A 19295-nucleotide genomic window follows, 5' to 3' on the forward strand; every position below is an offset into this window, starting at 1 on the left:
TTACCCTGCTTTGTCGACTATATCCAAGCCAAACAAAACGTCCTGTTGGGTTTCTTTAATTGCTTGTGAATAGGTAAGACGTGACTTACCAACATATAACTCTCCCTGATACACTTTTGGATAGCACAGCATTTTTTCAATCACTCTTATTAATTGTTCTTTTGTTTTTATTTTTTCATGATTTTCTTTAAACAAACGATAATTTGCAGCTATCAAAGGATAGTTCTTCAAGTATTCTGCTCCTAGTTCAAGTTCACCATCTAACGAATGGTGAATTCCTTTCAAATACGTTATTGTTAAATAATCAAAGGAAGGATTAAACGAAACTGGACGTTTCATCAAACGATGCAGCAATTGCCCATCATCAATTTGTCTTTCTTCTAAATAATCAAAAAATGCTGTCCGCTCTTTTTGAGTTAATCCAAGAAAGCTCGTTAATGTTCTTGTTTGATAAAAACTATCCTGATACCAAGATTTAACTTTCATTATATCTACATTTACATTACTTATCTCAGGAACAATGTACCTTACAACTGTGTGATCAGCAATCGTATAATCCTTAAAATATATTGGGGATGAAAAAGTTTTTAGTTGCTCCAAAAATGTATTATATGCTTCTTCGTTTGAGGCCCCAAAAAAGAAATTTAGCTTATCTACATCCTCTACTTGTTCAAAAAAGCTAGCTGGATAAAAACCATCACCATCTTTCATCGTCCTCTCCAGATTTCTTTGAATAAATTCATCTGAATAATCATACACAGGTGCTTTCCAAAAATCCATTTCCATATTTCTTCCCTGGAATAACTCAGTAAAACATCTTTCTAGAGCTACTGTAAACGTGAAATGAGCACCAAATTTCACAAAATAATGATTTGCTTCATTTCTGACAACAATTCCAACGACAGGATACTGACTACCCATACTGCAATCTCTAACTTCCAAAGTCAATTGATGTTTTTCTAATAGTTTTTCAATTTTATCGGTCAACTCTGAATCTACATAGTCTTGCCAATTTGTCAAAATGGGAGGAACATCTTCATCAATCAAGATTTTTCGATTAATGTAGCGTTCAAATATTTCTGACATTGCTTGTACACTAGCCTCATAAAAATCATTTCCATATGCCATCCCATTACTTGAATACATTGCATCTACTAAGGCAATCGGTAATTCAATTGCTTGATCTTGCTGCAGCTCTTGATATTCTTCCATTACTAAGCGTTTTTCAGTTGCTGAAAAAAAGTATTGCTGTATATCTTGCGCATCTTGTTTACTTATTTGTTTGCCAACAAGTGCCACACTATCTTTCAAATTATACGTATCATTGAAATGGAAATTCTGATCTTGATAAATCATAGTTTCAGGTGTAATCAACTGATATCTGAAAAGAATTCCTGTCAGAATTCTTTCCATCAGTTCTCCATACGCACTGGCTTTTGCATATTCAGCAGTCGTTCCTTTTCCGTTAACGAATAATGTGGAACCACTTACTTGTAATAATACTGAATAAAATTCCTCTGTATTTTGCATCTCATGTTCAAAAACATCAAGATTAATTTTTTTTAAAAATCCTTTTATTTTCTGAATCGTTTCTTTGGGTTTTCGACTTTTATGACGTTCCATAGCTAATCCTCCAGGTTATATTTTTACACTACTTTCCTAACCGTTCCCCCCGCACAACAGGTACAAACTGAACTTCTTTTTATATGAATATCCTGCGCTTCAAAAGTTGATTTATTGATCAAAAATTTCTTTCCTTTAGTTAATGTGATATCTTCATTCAAGAACGCTAATAAATTTCGGTTGTATTTAATGATTTCAAATTGCAATAACGATGCTATCAACGAACTAACTTCTGCAGTTATTTCCGAGGTGTCAGGCAGCTCGTCCTTATTACAAAATAGACAACCATAGTCACTCCCGACTAATCCTTCCCCCAAAACAACATCTTGCACCGTATTGTAGTAATAGATACGGATGCTGTCATCTCGAAGCATCATTGTTTCAAAATACTGCAATTCTTCTTTTTCAAAGGAAGCAATATCAATTAAATTGATTTCTTTTTGTTCACCCTTTTTTTTGTTAGAAAATGCTGTATATTGATGAATATCCTTCAATAGAGAAAATTTGAAGTCAACGCTTTTGGAAAAATTATTTACCGTATAGAAGGAAAGCGTTTCTTTTACATTGATGAAGATCATCTCTTCTTTCAAAGAAAAATAGTGGTGATTAAGTCGTGCAAACTCTCGAGCTGCCTCTTCCAATTCAATCAGCTGTTCTAACTTTTCTCCGTCCATATCAACAATCAAATCTGGCCATGCTTTTTGCAAGTTTGTCAACACATGATGATATTTTTCCTGTTGCTCAGCTATTGCTTTTGTTGAATTTACTTCTAAATAACATTCAATCAATAACGGATCTACTTTGATTAATTTTTCAACTTTTTGCTCTTGAATATTATAAATAGCAATCAATTCCTGTTCTTTTATTAAATGATATTTTTTATTTTTAATTAACATTTTCCTCACCCCATAGCTAATGCATATAAACAGTACTCTTGTTCTAACGCCAACATACTCCGGACATCCTCATCATAAAAGCCTCCTAATGGCACACTTGAGACATCCAACAAACTTGAGACAATTTGCAAGTTTTGACAAATATGTCCAGCTTCTAAAAATGAAAGCCTGTAAGCCAACTTGCCATACTTTGAAAATAGCGATTTGAAGCTAGTCGTGAAAAAGAATATGCAATTGGCTTGTTCAAATTGATTATTGGTATATTTACTTGTAGAACATATTTTGTTGATTGCTCCTAGCTCAATTTCTTTTACTTGATAAAAACTCTCTTCTTCTGGTAAATATCTCATCACTTTTCCATTTAATCTAGGATCAGAGAAATTCTGTAGATACATGTAAATATTTATAGAATACTCTCCTCCAGCAGAAGCATAAGCCTTTTTCAAGACCTTATGAGGACCATACCAGCTCTCACTAGTAATACCTAGTGCAGATTTTAAGACTAAAGACAATTTGTTTTCGTCCAACTTTTTAGCAAACATCCAAGAAGTTCTTCGTTTCTCGAAAATTTGCTTCAATCGCTGTTCCTCACTCATATTTCCCACCGATGATAACTCATTCAGGGATACTCTATTCCCTGTTGGTAGCTCCTCCTTTTTAGCCTCGTATACACGTTTCACTCCATTAGCAGACATATTAGAATCGCTGTGTGCCGTAGATATGTGAAAGTCTAAAAACTCTTGAAAACTAAAGTATGGATCTTTTTCTTTTTTCCACATCACTCCACCAACATTTCTTCTGGTGTCATTGACTTAGCTATTTCTGCTTCTATTCCTGGTGTAACAGATAATCGATTGTTCGTCATATGAATGTGAGAACTAATCAAATACAGAAACATTTCTTCATTATCGATGATCGCTTTTGCTTTATTCAACACTTCTCTGATTTCTTCAAATAATTTAGCTTCAGTTGAACCAGTCATTTTTTTTAAAAAAGGAAGATAGATTTTTTTAACCTCGCGAAGATTTAATTTTAGATTTTCCATTTTATTCAATGAGTGCCAATAATGATAGTATCTATTCAAGAAAGCACCTCTTTCTACTTCTGGACAGAGCATTAAAAATTCATGGAAAATATAGTAGGAAAATAATATCCTCATATTGAACGAATTCTTCTTCCTTAACCAACTATCAACTAATTCAGAAGAGAGTTGAAATACTCGTTCAGACAATTCTAATAAAATTCCACTCCCATATCGATTGATTTCTGGCGCATAGGTTTCTTCGATCAGTGACCCTTGCACATACCATGGAAGCTCGGATATGTTTGTTTGTTCTCCATCAAATGTTTGATTTTTATAATATGATTCCGCAGTAACAGCAGAATCGTTTGGGATCTCTGTAGCAAACTGATTCAATAGGTGGAAAACTTCTGCTTTTCGATTTCCATGTTCATCCTTGAATCGGATTCTTAAATGCGGTCCACCATGCCAATATCTGATAAAAAACCACTGAGTTTCTATTTTTTTAAAATAATCTGCTAAACTTTTAATTACTTTATCTTGAAGCGTTACTGAATGAAGATAAAAGTAGACTGACTCCATAAGATTCCTCCTTAATGATGCAATTACTTCATGTTTGTTGTTTCATCTGTAACATGTTTTTGATAACTCACTATTCCTGTTCATTACTATTCATTTATTATGCAATATATAGTTTTTGATTCCATTCATTTTTTCCTATCACTTGTAAATATGTGATTTCTTCATATTCAGGGAATTGTGCTAGAAAGGTACAGTCATCTATATTCCTTAAACATCTTGAAACATAAGCATTTGAAGCAAATGCTAAAGCTGCTTCACTCATGATTTCGGCCGAATGAATAAAGCTAAATAGCTTTTCTTTAACCGTTAGATGTGCTGACTTTTTCAATGCGGTCACTAGAACATAGCTAGATGACTGAACATCAATAAATTCAAGCGAATCATGTAGCAATTGTTCAATACTTTCAAATGGGCAGTTTTCCCACTTCTCATGTCTAACATTGAAATAAACGTGCTTCTCAACATCAAATATCATTGTTTCTACTTCATGAAATGAATTAACTTTTTTAATTTTTTCAACTACTGATTCTAAAGGGACTTTTTCTCTTTCAAAGAAACATAACCCCTCAAAAGATTGTAAACTTGTCCTTTTTTCAATCACAGAAAGATAATTCATCTGCGGCAGTACTTGTAACTCATTCCTAACTAACTTTGTTGTATCAGTAAAAATATGTTCCACTAGCTGCTCATAGGAGGTACATTTTGTCAAACCACTATCAACTAATTGCACCCGAAGTCCTGATTCTTCTTGATCAGACAGTACTACATCTTTTAGTCCTGTACATGTCATCTTAACCATTGGAAAATAATTTTCATCAAAAAATGGTGTTATCCTCGAATGAACCAGGGAAGGAAAAATTTCTGCCTTATAATTTTTTAGATCACAGGCTTGAAAGAGATGCTCAAAATGATTCAATTGATGTCCTGAATCCAGTAAAGATAACAAAAAACCAAACCTCCCGTAATACTTTCCAATAGCTAAATGATTGTACATGATAAAATAAATCAATTCTGCTTCTTGATAAAAGCGGTCTGTCTGTTCTTTTAAAATAAGAACGAATTCCTGTTCACTTTTACTATAGATAAACCAGTGACTCTGGTTCTCAGATTTAATATTGAGCAACGCTAAATTACTTTGTATGCTTCGAGCAGAGGGAACACTCGTATGAAGAACATACGGATTTTCTGGTTCTAAACGTGAAATACCTAAGAATTGATCTACGCTCTCTAAAATTATTGAGTTTCCCCCCTGCAGTAAATCAGTAAGGTATACAGGGTTCTCTGGAAATTCAAAAGGTGAGTTAATATAGTTTGGTCTACTCTCCGTTTGAATCGTCTGATATCGTTCTTTCAAAAATTCAGTAAAATAATCGTTTGATTTAAGGGAACGGATGGGGTTCATCAAAATACTCTCCTTCTTGGATTCTTGCAGTATTTTTATAGCTGGAATCTGCTACTGCTTGATCAATCCGCTGTTGATTGATTCGCTTGTTCTCATAACCAAAGTACATTGTCTGCATCTCAGGAATGATCACTTTTGTTACAATAAAACCTAAATGATTGATCAGCTCATTCTTTACATCACAACAATAAATTGTATTGACCCTTTTCATTTTCTTAATCACTTTTTCTAGCGCTTCTTTATCTGTTCTTACACTATTCTTTTCAAATAAAGCTGCTACAGAAAATAACTTATTCGATTCAAATAAAAAATCATAAACAGTAATAGACTCAGGTTTAGAATAATAATTAAAATGATCTGACAACGAAACAACCTCTTCTTTTGCCCCATAAACTTTTTCTGCTACCGCAGGATTATTCTTATATACATTATGAGCCACTATAGCTTCTTTCAATGCTCCTTCTATCGCCACATCATAATTCAAATGTGCTGCAGCACTCACATAAGTTGCTGGTTTTTCATTCTTAGAAATCACTAAACTCAGTATTGTTGGGATATCAATATCAAACCTCATATCAAACAAATAAACCTGTTTGTTTTCTGTTTCAAATTCATCAATGATTTTTTTCTGCTTCACATTCAGACTCTCTTTATCAATTTGTCTCAAAGGGACTTGCTTATGCCAAAAAGTCAAGAATGCATCTCGTTCAATAAATTCAAACAAAGAATAAACAGCCGCCTCATAATAGGAAGAGCCTAAAGCAACACCATTACTTGTTTCATTAACCATAATTTCTGGATCATTTACTAAAAATTTGAAAAATTGTTCTGGCTGCAAAGCTGTTTTCTGGTTAATCAATTCTTCTACTTCGACTGCAAAAAATTCTTTATCTAGATGCTTTTTTAATTCTTTCTTCTGAACAGGGTCTGTAATTACCGTATTTAATTGTTGCTTTACTGACTGATTTTCTAAATTGTAGATTCCATAACGTTCCAGCGCTTCTAAAATCGCTTGACTTTCTGCTTTTTGAAAAGTTTCTGCTCGACCAAAACCTGTTTCTGAGTCATCAAAAAATGGTGATGGCTTAAACTCGACGCCAACCATAGCGTATTCTTTTGAACTGATATCTTTATAAATATTGAAAAAAGTACCATATTTATTATCAAATAGCTGTTTTTTTATGTACTCAGTATCTATATTTTCCTTGACTCGTATTGTTTTGGAGACTTGATTTTCTTTGTAGAGCCATTCTGGCAACTCTTCTTTTTTATAAATTGGATGTTTCAAAATCGCTAAATCCTGATTATTTATTTCATAAAAGCATTCTGATACTCCATCTTCTTGGATTGATTGGTGTAATCGAACGATTTCTGAAGTTATCTCACAATATGGTGTTTCGTCTATCTGATCACCAGTTAAATCAACTTTTTTATTATATTTTAGGTTTCTCATTATGTATTTTTGAGAAGTTTCTGTTAAGGGGGTCTTACTGAAAAAACAACGATTTTCTATTTTATTCATCTTTTCAACTCCAGTTTATTAATGACTCTTCACCACAACAGGCTCCTCTTCAGTTAATTGAAGCAATGGCAAGAATTCATTTAATATTTGTTCTAAAATATCTATATAATCTATACCTGAAAATGTAACTTCAGATTGATTAATTCCTCTTAGAAATGCTTTTCCAGAATACACACCCTCCATTTCTTTTTCTACATTGTAGGTCAAGAAAAAGCTGGGATGGCGTTGTAAAAAATCTAGTGCTTGCGAGATTTGTTCATCTTTTTTCATTTCTTTGATTTGATCAACAATCACATGAAACACTTCTTGTTGATCCAAAATATCATAATTGATCAATTGTAAATCTGAGGTAAACATAAATGATGGCTCATACTTCGGATGTAAAGACAAACGATCGATCATAAGAATTTCAGCATATTTTTTCAGTAGCCTCTCTACTTTTAAATTGCTTCGACCTCTTGATTTTCTTCTTTTCAGTTCTTTCTGTAGTTGCTCTAAATCTTTCGGCTGGTCTAAAATAGTAATGCTATTTTCCTGATAGACAGAAGTAATCACACAACTTCCTTTGATAAACTTAAGTGTATCAATACTTCCTTGACTAGTAACAAGTTGAATAACAGGATATTTTGTACTTGAATATCTTCGAATGACCTCTATATAATCAGTATAATTTCTAATAATGTACATATTTATAGGTGTTATTTCAATGTCTTTAGGTAACATTGCAAGTGCCTGTACTTTCATCAAAAGATAGAAAGCTTTAATTTCTTCTTTACTATGCGCTTGGATGAATCTTTCTTGATTTGTTGGTTTTTGAAAGTATCGAATACTTTTCTTACAAGAGTCAATGCTGCAACTCTTCTTTGGAAATCGATATTCTTTTTGCCCTACCCGCAAAATAATCATTTCCCCATCTTCTTTCAAAAATGTATTACCCTTGTAGACGATATTCATTTTTTTCTCCCTTCTTCCAAAACTGAAATCAAATTATAAGATGCTAATAATCGTTTAGGTGTATTGAATCCCATATCTGGCAACAAAAGATAGATGATATTGACCAACAAACGATATTCCTGAAATTGTTCGGAAAAATAAAATTTCAGATTCGAGAGCTTAAATGATTCCTTATGGAACTCACTGTATCTTCGAAAACTAAGCATACTGAATATATTTGATAGTTTTACTTTTTTGGGTAAATTCTTTTGAAGTTCCATGAATTGATTGATTACAATCTCCCATTTACGAAGGATTTCATCCGACTGATCATTTCCTGTCAAAATCGACTGACTATTTCTTATTGTATCCCTCATGCTTTCAAACTCTTCTCCGTGTTCCAAGTAGTATTGTTCAAACATCTTATGATAATTTTGCATCTCCTGCTTACGAATATTAATAAATCCCAAATAATGAGACTTAAAAGACAAATATCCTCGATACGATGTACCATCTAATTTTTGCGAACAAGTTAAAAATAAAGCAACTAAGAATTTTTGTTTTTCCAATTCATTTAATTGCTCAACTAGTAAATTTGTACCGTCGATCAATCCTCCCTGCTCGAACAACCAGTTGTTGACCATATTCTTCGCTTCTTCTGAATAATATTCACCTTCTCTTGGAACTGACTCTATTTCGTCCAATATAACAGCGAAATTTTGATAGTCCCCTATCCCCTTTGAGAGCCCATTCATTCGACGAATATTTTGCTGATTTTCAAAATAAACAGACTTTTCTACAAATTGATTGCCATATTGTCTTTTAAATTCAGCCATTCTTGCTTCCATTGCGACCTGCAAATTGATTGCTTCTTCTGTCGTTCCTTGAATATAGACATTGATTATCGGTCCAACATTTAACGTACGATGGAAAAAGCAACTGTCACTACCATATGATTCACGAAATTTTTTCATTTCCGGAATCAGTTCTTCTCTAATGAATTTTTGTTTAAATGTATTTTGGGTATTTAATGCAATCGTTATTTTATGAATTTTCGCCATTTATCACTTTCACCTCTTTCATGTATTCACTTGCGCTGATATTTTCAGGCAAAATTTCTGAGATCAAAAGATCATTGTTTGTCTTCATGGTATTTAAAAATAATTTATACAGCAAAACGTTATTTAAATCGATGTACTGGGGTTTGTTAAACTCAAATGATAGTGACTTGACTTGGCTGTCTACAAATTGCTTTTTACGTGATTGGATAAAGAATGATGAACCAATACCATTTTCTGCCAACTTTTCCCGAATTGAGAGATACAAATGTTCTTCTGTATTATTCGCGTCATGCTTGAAGTAATCTGCTTTGCAATATAAATGTGCCCGTTCCAGTACTATATCTTTGAATTTCATTTGCGGACTTCTAATTGCTAAGTTGTTCTTTCTTTGATTTAGCCAAAACAAAGATAAATCATTAATAAAACTGATATTTGAAAAAATTGATGTAATAAACGCAAATTTACCTGGATACAGCGCTCGAATGAGGCTAGAAGAAATAACAGGTTTATAGTTTTTTCCATCATGTTGGAGAACAAACTCCCCCTCTTCAAAATCGAGATCAGATCGTTCTTCATACACATGCTTTTTAAAAATATCTTTTTCTCCATTATCTTTAGATAAATCATCCATATACCTTGTTTCATAATAAGGAATATCTACCACGTTAGCATTAAATGCTAATGGTTCATGTAATTCAGCGATTTCATGATGCTCATTTCGATAAAAATCCTTCACTTCTTTGCCATAGGTTTCCAAGATATTTGTATAGCGTAAAAATCTCTGATAAAAACTTCCATAGCCAGGATAGATTTTATTAATAACTGTTTGATTTTGTTTATCGTTTTGATAAAATACTGAATAATATCCTTCTCTTTGAATACCTTTCGTTTTCAGTTTGTGGCTTAGTTCTTTTAGTTTCTCAGTAAGATCTAGGGTTTGTTTTTCGTCACTATACTGGGTTAAATGTTTCGCAAATTCATTCTGTAATTCAAATAAAAATTGATTTAAAAGTGATTTTGTTTCAAATTGATGCCATGGGTCTGTCCAATACTGTCCATATTTCAAGTTTACATCTGTCAATACTTTTAAAATTGCGGGATGATTCATTTCAATCCGTTCATTTTCCTTGTATTTTTCAACTTCCACAGCAAATTCATTTTTGATTTTCTCATTGATATCAAAAATTGGAAAAACACTCAATAACTCTTCCATATGCTTAGATAAAATACCAGGAGGCGTAGTCCCATGTTCATTAGCAATTACATTATCTCCATAGACCAAAAGTTGTCTGGATGGAACATTTATTCCAATTGCCATAGAAAGCTCTTCGTAACAATTAATGATTTGATTATAAAGATCAATTGAAAATTCTTGATTTATCTTTATAAATAACGCTCTAAGCTTTAAGCTGGAATCGATAATTTGATTAATTGTCGTAATTTTCTGACCAAAAATGTCTTCGATTGTTTCAGTGAACTCTTGAATAATATCAATACGATCTGTCAATTGTTGTTTAAGCTCTAAAACACCCAAATCATGCAGCTTTTTTACAATTGCTTTCGCTCGTTCAATTGTTATATCAAACTTTTTACAGAAATAAGAAGTTTCAAAAAGCTGATCTGAATGTTGAAGTAATACTTCAATCACTTCATTGCTTTCTGTTTTACGCAAGACATCTTTTGATTTGAAAATCTTATAGTTATCACTTTCATTCTTAAAGATATAAAGCCCGTCATCACTCATTTTTGTAATTCGGTTGTTCACTTTGAATTGTGTATACTCAATATACTTTTCACTCAATAATAGATGCTCTAGCGCACGATGGAAGAAAACATAGTTTGGCGTAACTTGATTTTTCTTAACAAGATAATTGAAATTCTCAACTTGATCAGAATAAAATTTTACCGTATTAAAATAAAAATTGGGACTCGTTTTTGTTGTTGCTTTAGAGACTACTTTCATTAATGGAATCTCGACTTTACGCAACTTCTTCTTTTTCCCTTCAAATTCTCCGTTTAGATATTTTTGAGTATTCTGATAAAGTTCCTGATTTGTTAGATACAACATCTGTTGAATCTCTTGATTCTCCATCAAAAAATGTTTAAGCTCTTTTCTATTAGAAACTTCTGATTTTTGCAGTACATCACTGATCAAAAGAAATGACTCTTGACAGCCTTTACGATACTCTTCATATTTGATAAGTAACGGCTGAATAGCGTTGTATTCTGAATCATTAAGTAAGGTATCAAAAGAAATATCTAAACTTTTCTTTTTCAACTTTTTTCTCAACTTTGAAAGCTGACTTTTACTTAACAGATCTTCTTGTCCATTTAATTTCGTTACCATATCCTGACAAAATTTGTTAAACTGTCTGTGTTTTTCTTTATATTTTTCATACGTTTCTTCCATTCTATAAGCATCCGTATATAATCCTTGTGCATCATATTTACTTCTTTCAATGATGATAGGATGAGACTTTGTTTCTTGAGTCATACAAATTGATTCCTTTCTTTCTATTTACTCACTAAATTACTTCAGAAGCATTTGATAACGGAAGTTGTCCTTTACTATCTGATTTCTGTTTTAATGAAATTTTTCCTTTTTTCCATTTATAAATAACCAAAATATATAAAACACTTAAAAGCAATCCCAATACTACATATGATTTCCAAATATTTGCTCCATACATTTCCCGCATATTTGAAGCCCAAAATGTTCTCAAAATCAAGTTTGCATGATACAACGGATTGAACTGTGCAGCTTTTTGCGCCCATTCAGGTAAACTCATTAAGGGAATAGAAGCGTCTGAAAGCATGAACATTGGGAAAAATGCAGTCATCATTGCAATCGAGTATGTGTTAAGCTTATTTACTAGAAAAGCAATCCCAACACCCAAAGATAAAGAATACAGAATAAAGAGAGTGTACATTGCCACAAAGCCTAAACGGTCTAACCCAATCGGAATAGAGAATGAAAAGTGCGCAACTAATAAAATCAATACAAAACCAAGAAACGCCAGCATAAATGCTTTAGATAAGATTACCCCAATGAAACGAGTCAAAGAAATAGGTGTTGTTAAAATACGATTGTAGATACCTTTTTCTTTATCTGAGATCACTTGATTTCCAACATTAAATACAGATGTAGAAAATAGAACCAACATACAAAAACCTGGGATATACATTGAAAAGAAGTCTGCTGCTCCATAATCTTGTGACGAGTATAAGCTTCCAAAGAATAGAAAACTTGCTACTGGCATCACTAAGCTGAACAGTAAGTAAAACGGTTGTCTTAAATAAATTTTAAATTCAACTTTTAATTGCTGCAAAATACTTGCTATCATAATTATTACGCTCCTTTATTTTTTTCTAAATACAGATCATTCATATTTGTATCATGTTTATTTAAAATATCTGAAATTTTTCCACATTCTACAACTCGTCCTTTTTTCAGAAACAATATATGTGTGCAGTTGGATTCAACTTCATCCATATAATGAGATGATAGAAAAACAATATTTTCTTTAGCAAAACGGTGAACGATATCCCACAACTCTTTACGTGCAATCGGATCTAATCCCGTAGTAGGTTCATCTAAGATCATGATTTCAGGGTTATTTAAAAGCGCTAATGCGATATTTACCTTTTGCTTCATTCCGCCAGATAAATCTTTATAAAATTTATGACTGTATTCTTTGATCTGAGTAATATCCATCAATTCATCAATATCTACTGATTCTTTATAAAAAGACGAAAATAACTTCAGTAATTCGATGACTTTCGCATCATCATAAAATGCATTATTTTGTAGAACAACTCCTAATTTTGATTTGTATTTCTTATCAATCTTTACATTCATTTTGCCGCCATCTTCTTTTCTCAAGCCACACAGTATTTCCAGTAATGTAGTCTTTCCAGAACCATTATGACCAACGACCCCAACAATTGAATTCTTAGGAAAATCAAAGCTTACTGATTGAAGTGCTGTTGTTTCCCCATATTTTTTTGTAATTTGATTCGCTGTAATATTCATTTCTATTCATCCTTCCTAATACATTTCATTTAACAGGAGAACCTAAGTGTTTAATTATTCCTACACTTAGCGTTTAAATTATGCTCTAATAACTAAAGGCAGCTTACTTCAAACACTTATGGTAGAGCCATTCAAATCAATTTTTTAAAGTGTTGTGCCGCCAACTTAATCTCCCGTTAAAATAATGTATAAGCCTGTTTTATCAAGTGATACTAATTGACGAGTTACTACAACATGATGTCGATGCACAACATGAACAACTATTACATGATGAAATTCCACTTGATGCTGCTGTCTCAGATAGTGTGATTGTTTCATCGATCTCAATCAATTCTACTTCTCCAAATAATTCATCTAATTCTTCGATATGATTCTCAAACTTTTTTTCTTCTGTCTTCATTCCTACAGTTCCTTTCTTTATTAAGTAAAACTTACTGATGAACTACTGCAACACGATGTCGACGCACAGCATGAACAACTATTACATGATGAAATTCCACTTGATGCTGCTGTCTCAGATAGTGTGATTGTTTCATCAATTTCAATCAATTCTACTTCTCCAAACAATTCATCCAGTTCTTCGATTTCTGTATCAATAGCTTTTAATTCTTTCTCCATTACTAAACCTCTTTCTTTTGTTTTTTAGAACATTCAATTTCTTTCAGTTTTGCTTTTTATGACTTGTTCTATGCTTTTATTATAGGCTCATTCTATAAATATCAACGTTTGGATCTAAAAAACTAGATTCAAAGTCACCAACGTTTCTCTCCATATTTTAAAAACGATTTTGATAACAGAATCGTATGCTAAATGGGTCTTTTGTTAGTAGGTAAACACAAATAAAAAAACTGAATGATTTGTAAAGCGAACATTCTCTTAAAATTTAGTAAAAAAAAGACACCTTCTCGATATGAGAAAGTGCTTTACTAGCTAAAATCGATATTCTATTTTAATCAACACAGTATAACAAAGGAAATTTTGAAAGATACTTCTACCGATTTAATTAAATTACATATTTTTTTTATAGATTACAACAACTAAGCTACTTACTAACAATAACCCACAAATACCAACAAACTCAACCTTTTCTCCAGTTTTTGGCAATGTGTTTGATTTCGTTGTTGGGATATTTTCTTTTTTTAATACATTTCCGTTATCTGTGGTTATGTTATCTAAACCAAGTTTTTTCCAGTGTGCATATAATTTTATATCGCTGTCTGGCATAGACATTTTTCTAAAATCCCATACATTATCTTCTGCATCATACCACCCAATAAAGGTGTGGCCCGAACGTGTTGGCGCTGGTGTTGGCTCCATCACTTTAGAGCCAAATGCTATATTTTGCTCAGCTGGTACTGGACTCCCCCCTCCATTTAAATCAAAAGTAACAGTATACGTGTTTATTCGCCATTGGGCATACAACGTTAAATCTTTATCCGGCATTACATCCATAGAAAAATTCCATACTTTTTCTGATCCAGCTATGTTTGTACTCCAACCAGCAAACGTATAGCCTAAACGAGTTGGATCAGGAGTTGGTGTTTCTATATTCACTCCAACCCCTACACTTTGTATTGGAGGTACCTCACTTGTTCCACCATTTAAATCAAAAGTAACAGTATGCTTATCCATTTCCCATTGGGCATACAGCGTTAAATCTTGCGTCGGCGTCATCCCTTCAGAAAAATTCCATGCGCCTGCTGATCCATCCACCGTCCTACTCCAGCCAGCAAACGTATAGTCAGGGCGTGTTGGTTTAGTCGTTGGTTCTTGCAACGTATCACCAACAGTCAAATGTTGTGCTGGCGGTATCTCACCTGTCCCACCATTTAAATCAAAATCTACTTTCGTAAAAAAATTGTTATTATCTTGAAAAAAAGTAAGACCAATATCATCGTCTAACGTTGCAAGTCCAAAAATAAATGTCGAGTAATCAATACCTTGGATTGAATTAGCTTTCCATGCAGGATCTACCACGCTATATCTCCAAAGAATTTCTTTTGAAGAATCAGATTGTAAACGATAAATTCCTTTTTTATTTGCATACAAATCTAACAAATCTTGAGTACCACTAGGATTTACAGGTAAAAAGCCTGCGATAATATGAGGAGAAATAGTTATTAATTCATTATTATTTATTGCATCCGCATGATAGCCATATCCTTCTGGAGATGCTCCTGGACCATTTCCCCATTCATAAGAAGCTGTTTTTTTCGTTCCTTCACTCCAAAGTTTATCAGCTTTATAGCCATTTTCGATATAAACATTATACTCATTTGACTCAGAAAACATATTCACCATGTAGTATGGAAATAACAACGTAAATGATGATAGATAATGGTCTGGATGGTCAGTCAAAAGGCTTACATCAGCAAATTGCTTGTTTAACAGTTTGTCTGGAGTTGCGTAATGATTTTGCCAAAATTTGACTGCTTTACTTTCTGGGTTACTAATATTTTGATTATAAGCTAACCACGCCACAATGATGTATTCGTTATACGGTAATGTTATTGAATTTGAACCACCTGTTCCATCTTCATTCATTGTAAGATAAATTCCGCCAGTATCAATGTCAGCGATTGCCGCTTCAAAATCTATCGAATGATAAAGTTTAGCAACAGATTCACTTAGTGCTGCATCATTAAAATATTTTTCAGCAAACATGGCACCCACTAAAAATATTGCCGTATCAATCGTGCTATATTCAGAATTCCATTCCTGTACCCCAGTTTCCATATTAATGAAATGCCTGTAAAAGCCATTTGATGTTCTGTCAGCATGAAAACCAGCTGTTTGATCTGTCATTGTCGCCACAGTTTTTCTTGCTTTTTCCACAGCGTTTTCTTCCCAATTCTTTTTATCAGCGATGGTCAATGACATTAAGCCAACACCAGTTGCTGCAACTGATGAAGGATGATAATTTTCGCCAGGTTCAAGCAAAATACTATCTCTGTAAACACCTAAATCATTTCTTAAATCTTTAAAAACATCGTAACTATTCCTAAATAGCCTGTCTAATTGTTCATTTTTAGTGGCTTTCATTTCAAAATTTTGATTTTTTTCATTATTTTGAGCAAAGCTGCTGATAGCAAAGGATAACGATAGTACAAGTAGAAATAGAAAAGCTATAAATTTTGGTCTATTTTTCACGTAAAAGCTCCTTTTCATATTTATCGAAACGTTTCGATAACATTGTATAATAATCTTGTCTCAAATGCAAACGCTTACTCCAAAAAGTGTGTGTTAAGATTCACTTGGTAAACTATTTCAGAACACTGCTGAAAAAATGATGTGCTTTTAAGATGAGGATCGCGGTTCACACAGAATTTATGTAAATTGTTAAAAAAGAAGTGGGATTTTCTCTCAATAAATATGTGTTGAAGTAAAAAATAGAAGAAAGTCAGCAACTATTGGAATTTAAACAGTACTATTTGAGCAACTCATTGCTTCTCTTTAATGATGTGAGTTATTTTATTAAGGTATTTAAAAAATGTGAATATGTGACTTCAAAAAGTTATTGGTATGAAAAAAATTAAGGCGGATCATCATGGTTTTAAGCATGAATTGATACCTGTTAATAAGTAGGGTATGTTTGATTTTATATATCCTACTTATTACCGTTGCAAAAAAAAGTCACTTTCCAAAACCTGGAAAGTGACTTAAACATTGATATAATAATATTAACGTTTTGAGAATTGTGAAGCTTTACGGGCTTTTTTAAGACCTGGTTTTTTACGTTCTACCATACGGGCATCACGAGTAAGAAGTCCAGCGCGTTTTAAAGCAGCACGAAAATCAGGATCTACTTCTAATAATGCACGAGCGATTCCGTGACGGATCGCACCTGATTGACCAGAGTAGCCTCCACCATTAACGTTTACCATTACATCATAAGCGCCTTTAGTTTCAGTTACACCAAATGGTTGGTTGATAACTTCACGCAAGTCAGCGTGTGGAATATATTCTTCAACATCTTTTTTATTTACAGTAATTTTACCAGTACCAGGTACTAAACGTACGCGGGCAACTGCATTTTTACGACGGCCAGTGCCGATATATTGTACTTGAGCCAATGAATTTCCCTCCTTAAATTAGGTTAGTAATATCTAATACTTCTGGTTGTTGTGCAGCATGTGGATGCTCAGCTCCACCGTATACGTTCAACTTAGTAAATTGTTTACGGCCTAAAGTGTTTTTAGGAAGCATACCTTTTACAGAAGTTTCGATTAAACGACGAGAGTTTTTATCGCGTAATTCACCAGCAGTAACAGATTTTAACCCACCTGGGTATTGGCTGTGACGGTAGTAAATTTTATCACTTGCTTTGTTACCAGTTAATTTGATTTTATCAGCATTAATTACAATTACGAAATCTCCAGTATCCACATGTGGTGTGAATGTTGGTTTATTTTTTCCACGTAAGATAGAAGCAACTACAGTTGATAGACGTCCCATTGGGATATCTGTTGCATCTACTACATACCATTTACGTTCTACTTCGCCAGATTTGGCCATATATGTTGTACGCACGATTCTTTCCTCCAATTTTCTATTCGATGTTTGACATTCACTTGAGTTTCCGGGGCTCATTGTGGGGCAAACAATACCATTTAACATGATACCTTCTATCGCTAGCAAAGTCAATGAATTTCTGAGGTTTTCCGCTATTTTTCTTCTTATTTTTTCTGATCAAAAAAATAACTTCTACTATAAAAATGGAAAAGACCAAAATATGCGTAATGTATATTACGTGATTCCAAAAAACAAAAATGTATATTATTCCCGAAATATTTATTTTTATGTATATTTATTTACAAAAAGTGTTGATTTTTGTATTTTCAAGTGATATGATGAGAACAATCAAAAAAGACAATTAGAAAATAAGGAGTGTTACTCATGAAAGAAAAAGTTGTTTTAGCCTACTCTGGCGGATTAGATACTTCCGTTGCTGTTAAATGGTTAGTTGACGAAGGATATGATGTGATTGCTTGCTGCTTAGATGTCGGTGAAAAGAAAGATTTAGATTTCATCAAAAATAAAGCATTAGAAGTTGGTGCCTCTGCTTCATATACCATTGATGCTAAAGAGGAATTTGCGCAAGAATTTGCCTTGATTGCTTTACAAGGCCATACCTTCTATGAACAATCTTATCCGTTAGTTTCCGCTTTATCTCGCCCTCTGATTGCTAAAAAATTAGTAGAATTAGCACACGAGACTGGAGCGACAACGATTGCCCACGGGTGTACAGGAAAAGGGAATGATCAAGTACGTTTTGAAGTAGCGATCAATGCCCTTGCACCCGAGCTCAGCGTGATTGCTCCAGTTCGTGAATGGAAATGGTCACGTGAAGAAGAAATCAATTATGCAAAAGAAAAAGGCGTACCAGTCCCTGCCGATTTAGATAATCCTTATTCTGTCGACCAAAATCTTTGGGGCCGCGCCAATGAATGCGGCATTTTAGAAGATCCTTGGGCAACTCCGCCAGAAGGCGCTTATGAATTAACAGCTAGCTTAGAGAACACGCCTGATGAAGCAGATATTATTGAGTTAACTTTCGTAGAGGGTGTACCTACAGCTATCAACGGCAAAGAAATGCTGTTATCCGATTTAATTTTGGACTTGAATGATTTAGCTGGTAAACATGGTATTGGTCGAATCGATCATGTAGAAAACCGTTTAGTGGGGATCAAGTCACGGGAAGTTTATGAATGTCCAGCAGCAATCACGTTGATGACCGCTCATAAAGAACTAGAGGATTTAACTTTCGTTCGGGAAGTAGCACACTTCAAACCAATCATCGAAAATCAACTATCTCAAATTATTTATGATGGTCTATGGTTCAATCCGTTAACTGACGCGCTGATTGCTTTCTTAAAATCTACGCAAAAATATGTAAACGGTGTGGTTCGGGTAAAACTCTTTAAAGGTCATGCCATTGTTGAAGGACGTAAATCAGCGAATAGTCTATATAACGAAAACTTAGCGACTTACACGTCTGCTGATACTTTTGATCAAGATGCAGCCGTGGGTTTCATCAAGCTCTGGGGACTTCCTACCAAAGTCAATGCAGAAGTTCAAGCTACATTAAACAAAAATAATTAGTAATGATTTTATTTTTATCTATCTCCTATAAACAATTGATAAGTAAACAGGTTATCTACATCCAGAAGTAGATGACCTCTTTCTTTTCAGAATGAATAATAATACATAAATGAGGTGTGC

At 33.4% G+C, this 19295-nt stretch carries 17 protein-coding genes; 1 reads left to right on the forward strand and 16 read right to left on the reverse strand.

From position 1 onward, the window contains the following. The 16 genes from BCR21_RS15965 to rplM form a co-directional block, all read right to left on the reverse strand. A complete protein-coding gene (locus tag BCR21_RS15965; protein WP_069647469.1) occupies positions 1 to 1623 on the reverse strand; it encodes a YcaO-like family protein in 1623 nt (540 codons plus the stop codon). 23 nt (positions 1624 to 1646) lie between these two features. Further along, positions 1647 to 2519 carry a low molecular weight phosphatase family protein gene (locus BCR21_RS15970; RefSeq protein ID WP_069647470.1) on the reverse strand — a complete coding sequence of 291 codons (873 nt, stop codon included), beginning with the start codon at positions 2517 to 2519 and terminating at the stop codon, positions 1647 to 1649. A gap of 5 nt (positions 2520 to 2524) precedes the next feature. Then, entirely contained in the window at positions 2525 to 3298 is a 774-nt protein-coding gene (locus BCR21_RS15975; RefSeq protein ID WP_069647471.1) for a SagB family peptide dehydrogenase, read from the reverse strand. Then, positions 3298 to 4122, reverse strand: a complete 825-nt coding sequence (locus BCR21_RS15980; RefSeq protein WP_069647472.1) for a thiopeptide-type bacteriocin biosynthesis protein — start codon at positions 4120 to 4122, stop codon at positions 3298 to 3300. Before BCR21_RS15980 ends, BCR21_RS15975 begins: the two co-directional genes overlap by 1 nt. A 97-nt stretch (positions 4123 to 4219) precedes the next feature. Then, entirely contained in the window at positions 4220 to 5524 is a 1305-nt protein-coding gene (locus tag BCR21_RS15985) for a hypothetical protein (protein WP_069647473.1), read from the reverse strand. Then, positions 5502 to 7046, reverse strand: a complete 1545-nt coding sequence (locus tag BCR21_RS15990) for a YcaO-like family protein (RefSeq protein ID WP_069647474.1) — start codon at positions 7044 to 7046, stop codon at positions 5502 to 5504. The genes BCR21_RS15985 and BCR21_RS15990 overlap by 23 nt, the downstream gene beginning before the upstream one ends. 18 nt (positions 7047 to 7064) lie before the next feature. Continuing rightward, on the reverse strand, positions 7065 to 8000 hold the full coding sequence (locus BCR21_RS15995) for a hypothetical protein (RefSeq protein WP_069647475.1): 936 nt from the start codon (positions 7998 to 8000) through the stop codon (positions 7065 to 7067). Beyond that, complete coding sequence (locus BCR21_RS16000; protein WP_069647476.1) at positions 7997 to 9040, reverse strand: hypothetical protein; 1044 nt, start codon at positions 9038 to 9040, stop codon at positions 7997 to 7999. Before BCR21_RS16000 ends, BCR21_RS15995 begins: the two co-directional genes overlap by 4 nt. Further along, a complete protein-coding gene (locus BCR21_RS16005) occupies positions 9024 to 11534 on the reverse strand; it encodes a hypothetical protein (protein ID WP_069647477.1) in 2511 nt (836 codons plus the stop codon). Before BCR21_RS16005 ends, BCR21_RS16000 begins: the two co-directional genes overlap by 17 nt. Before the next feature lie 31 nt (positions 11535 to 11565). Next, the gene (locus BCR21_RS16010; protein ID WP_069647478.1) at positions 11566 to 12384 is read right to left on the reverse strand and encodes an ABC transporter permease; all 819 of its coding nucleotides are present in this window, start codon (positions 12382 to 12384) and stop codon (positions 11566 to 11568) included. Between the two features lie 5 nt (positions 12385 to 12389). Beyond that, the gene (locus tag BCR21_RS16015; RefSeq protein ID WP_069647479.1) at positions 12390 to 13073 is read right to left on the reverse strand and encodes an ABC transporter ATP-binding protein; all 684 of its coding nucleotides are present in this window, start codon (positions 13071 to 13073) and stop codon (positions 12390 to 12392) included. Between the two features lie 202 nt (positions 13074 to 13275). Further along, a complete protein-coding gene (locus tag BCR21_RS16020) occupies positions 13276 to 13473 on the reverse strand; it encodes a thiazolylpeptide-type bacteriocin (protein WP_069647480.1) in 198 nt (65 codons plus the stop codon). Positions 13474 to 13493: 20 nt separating this feature from the next. Next, positions 13494 to 13691, reverse strand: coding sequence for a thiazolylpeptide-type bacteriocin (locus BCR21_RS16025; RefSeq protein ID WP_069647481.1), 198 nt, complete (start codon positions 13689 to 13691; stop codon positions 13494 to 13496). A gap of 390 nt (positions 13692 to 14081) precedes the next feature. Beyond that, positions 14082 to 16223: an InlB B-repeat-containing protein gene (locus tag BCR21_RS16030; protein ID WP_069647482.1), complete on the reverse strand. Its 2142-nt coding sequence runs from the start codon at positions 16221 to 16223 to the stop codon at positions 14082 to 14084. Positions 16224 to 16753: 530 nt separating this feature from the next. Continuing rightward, positions 16754 to 17146, reverse strand: coding sequence for a 30S ribosomal protein S9 (rpsI, locus tag BCR21_RS16035; RefSeq protein WP_010762225.1), 393 nt, complete (start codon positions 17144 to 17146; stop codon positions 16754 to 16756). A 13-nt stretch (positions 17147 to 17159) separates the two neighbouring features. Continuing rightward, positions 17160 to 17606, reverse strand: coding sequence for a 50S ribosomal protein L13 (rplM, locus tag BCR21_RS16040; RefSeq protein ID WP_303393681.1), 447 nt, complete (start codon positions 17604 to 17606; stop codon positions 17160 to 17162). Positions 17607 to 17969: 363 nt separating this feature from the next. On the opposite strand from rplM, the gene BCR21_RS16045 reads away from it, so the two are divergent. Further along, positions 17970 to 19175, forward strand: a complete 1206-nt coding sequence (locus BCR21_RS16045) for an argininosuccinate synthase (RefSeq protein ID WP_069647483.1) — start codon at positions 17970 to 17972, stop codon at positions 19173 to 19175. The last annotated feature ends 120 nt before the right edge of the window (positions 19176 to 19295 follow it).

Origin of the sequence: Enterococcus ureasiticus, from assembly GCF_001730285.1 — a bacterium.
Classification (GTDB): domain Bacteria; phylum Bacillota; class Bacilli; order Lactobacillales; family Enterococcaceae; genus Enterococcus_L; species Enterococcus_L ureasiticus.

Excerpts from the sequence above, each read along its gene's own strand:
- BCR21_RS16000 (WP_069647476.1), bottom strand. The coding sequence starts at position 9,040 with ATGGCGAAAATTCATAAAATAACGATTGCATTAAATACCCAAAATACA.
- BCR21_RS16020 (WP_069647480.1), bottom strand. The coding sequence starts at position 13,473 with ATGAAGACAGAAGAAAAAAAGTTTGAGAATCATATCGAAGAATTAGAT.
- BCR21_RS15995 (WP_069647475.1), bottom strand. The coding sequence starts at position 8,000 with ATGAATATCGTCTACAAGGGTAATACATTTTTGAAAGAAGATGGGGAA.
- BCR21_RS16015 (WP_069647479.1), bottom strand. The coding sequence starts at position 13,073 with ATGAATATTACAGCGAATCAAATTACAAAAAAATATGGGGAAACAACA.
- BCR21_RS15970 (WP_069647470.1), bottom strand. The coding sequence starts at position 2,519 with ATGTTAATTAAAAATAAAAAATATCATTTAATAAAAGAACAGGAATTG.
- BCR21_RS15990 (WP_069647474.1), bottom strand. The coding sequence starts at position 7,046 with ATGAATAAAATAGAAAATCGTTGTTTTTTCAGTAAGACCCCCTTAACA.
- BCR21_RS16045 (WP_069647483.1), top strand. The coding sequence starts at position 17,970 with ATGAAAGAAAAAGTTGTTTTAGCCTACTCTGGCGGATTAGATACTTCC.
- BCR21_RS15975 (WP_069647471.1), bottom strand. The coding sequence starts at position 3,298 with ATGTGGAAAAAAGAAAAAGATCCATACTTTAGTTTTCAAGAGTTTTTA.
- BCR21_RS16010 (WP_069647478.1), bottom strand. The coding sequence starts at position 12,384 with ATGATAGCAAGTATTTTGCAGCAATTAAAAGTTGAATTTAAAATTTAT.
- BCR21_RS16005 (WP_069647477.1), bottom strand. The coding sequence starts at position 11,534 with ATGACTCAAGAAACAAAGTCTCATCCTATCATCATTGAAAGAAGTAAA.
- BCR21_RS15980 (WP_069647472.1), bottom strand. The coding sequence starts at position 4,122 with ATGGAGTCAGTCTACTTTTATCTTCATTCAGTAACGCTTCAAGATAAA.
- BCR21_RS15985 (WP_069647473.1), bottom strand. The coding sequence starts at position 5,524 with ATGAACCCCATCCGTTCCCTTAAATCAAACGATTATTTTACTGAATTT.
- BCR21_RS15965 (WP_069647469.1), bottom strand. The coding sequence starts at position 1,623 with ATGGAACGTCATAAAAGTCGAAAACCCAAAGAAACGATTCAGAAAATA.
- BCR21_RS16025 (WP_069647481.1), bottom strand. The coding sequence starts at position 13,691 with ATGGAGAAAGAATTAAAAGCTATTGATACAGAAATCGAAGAACTGGAT.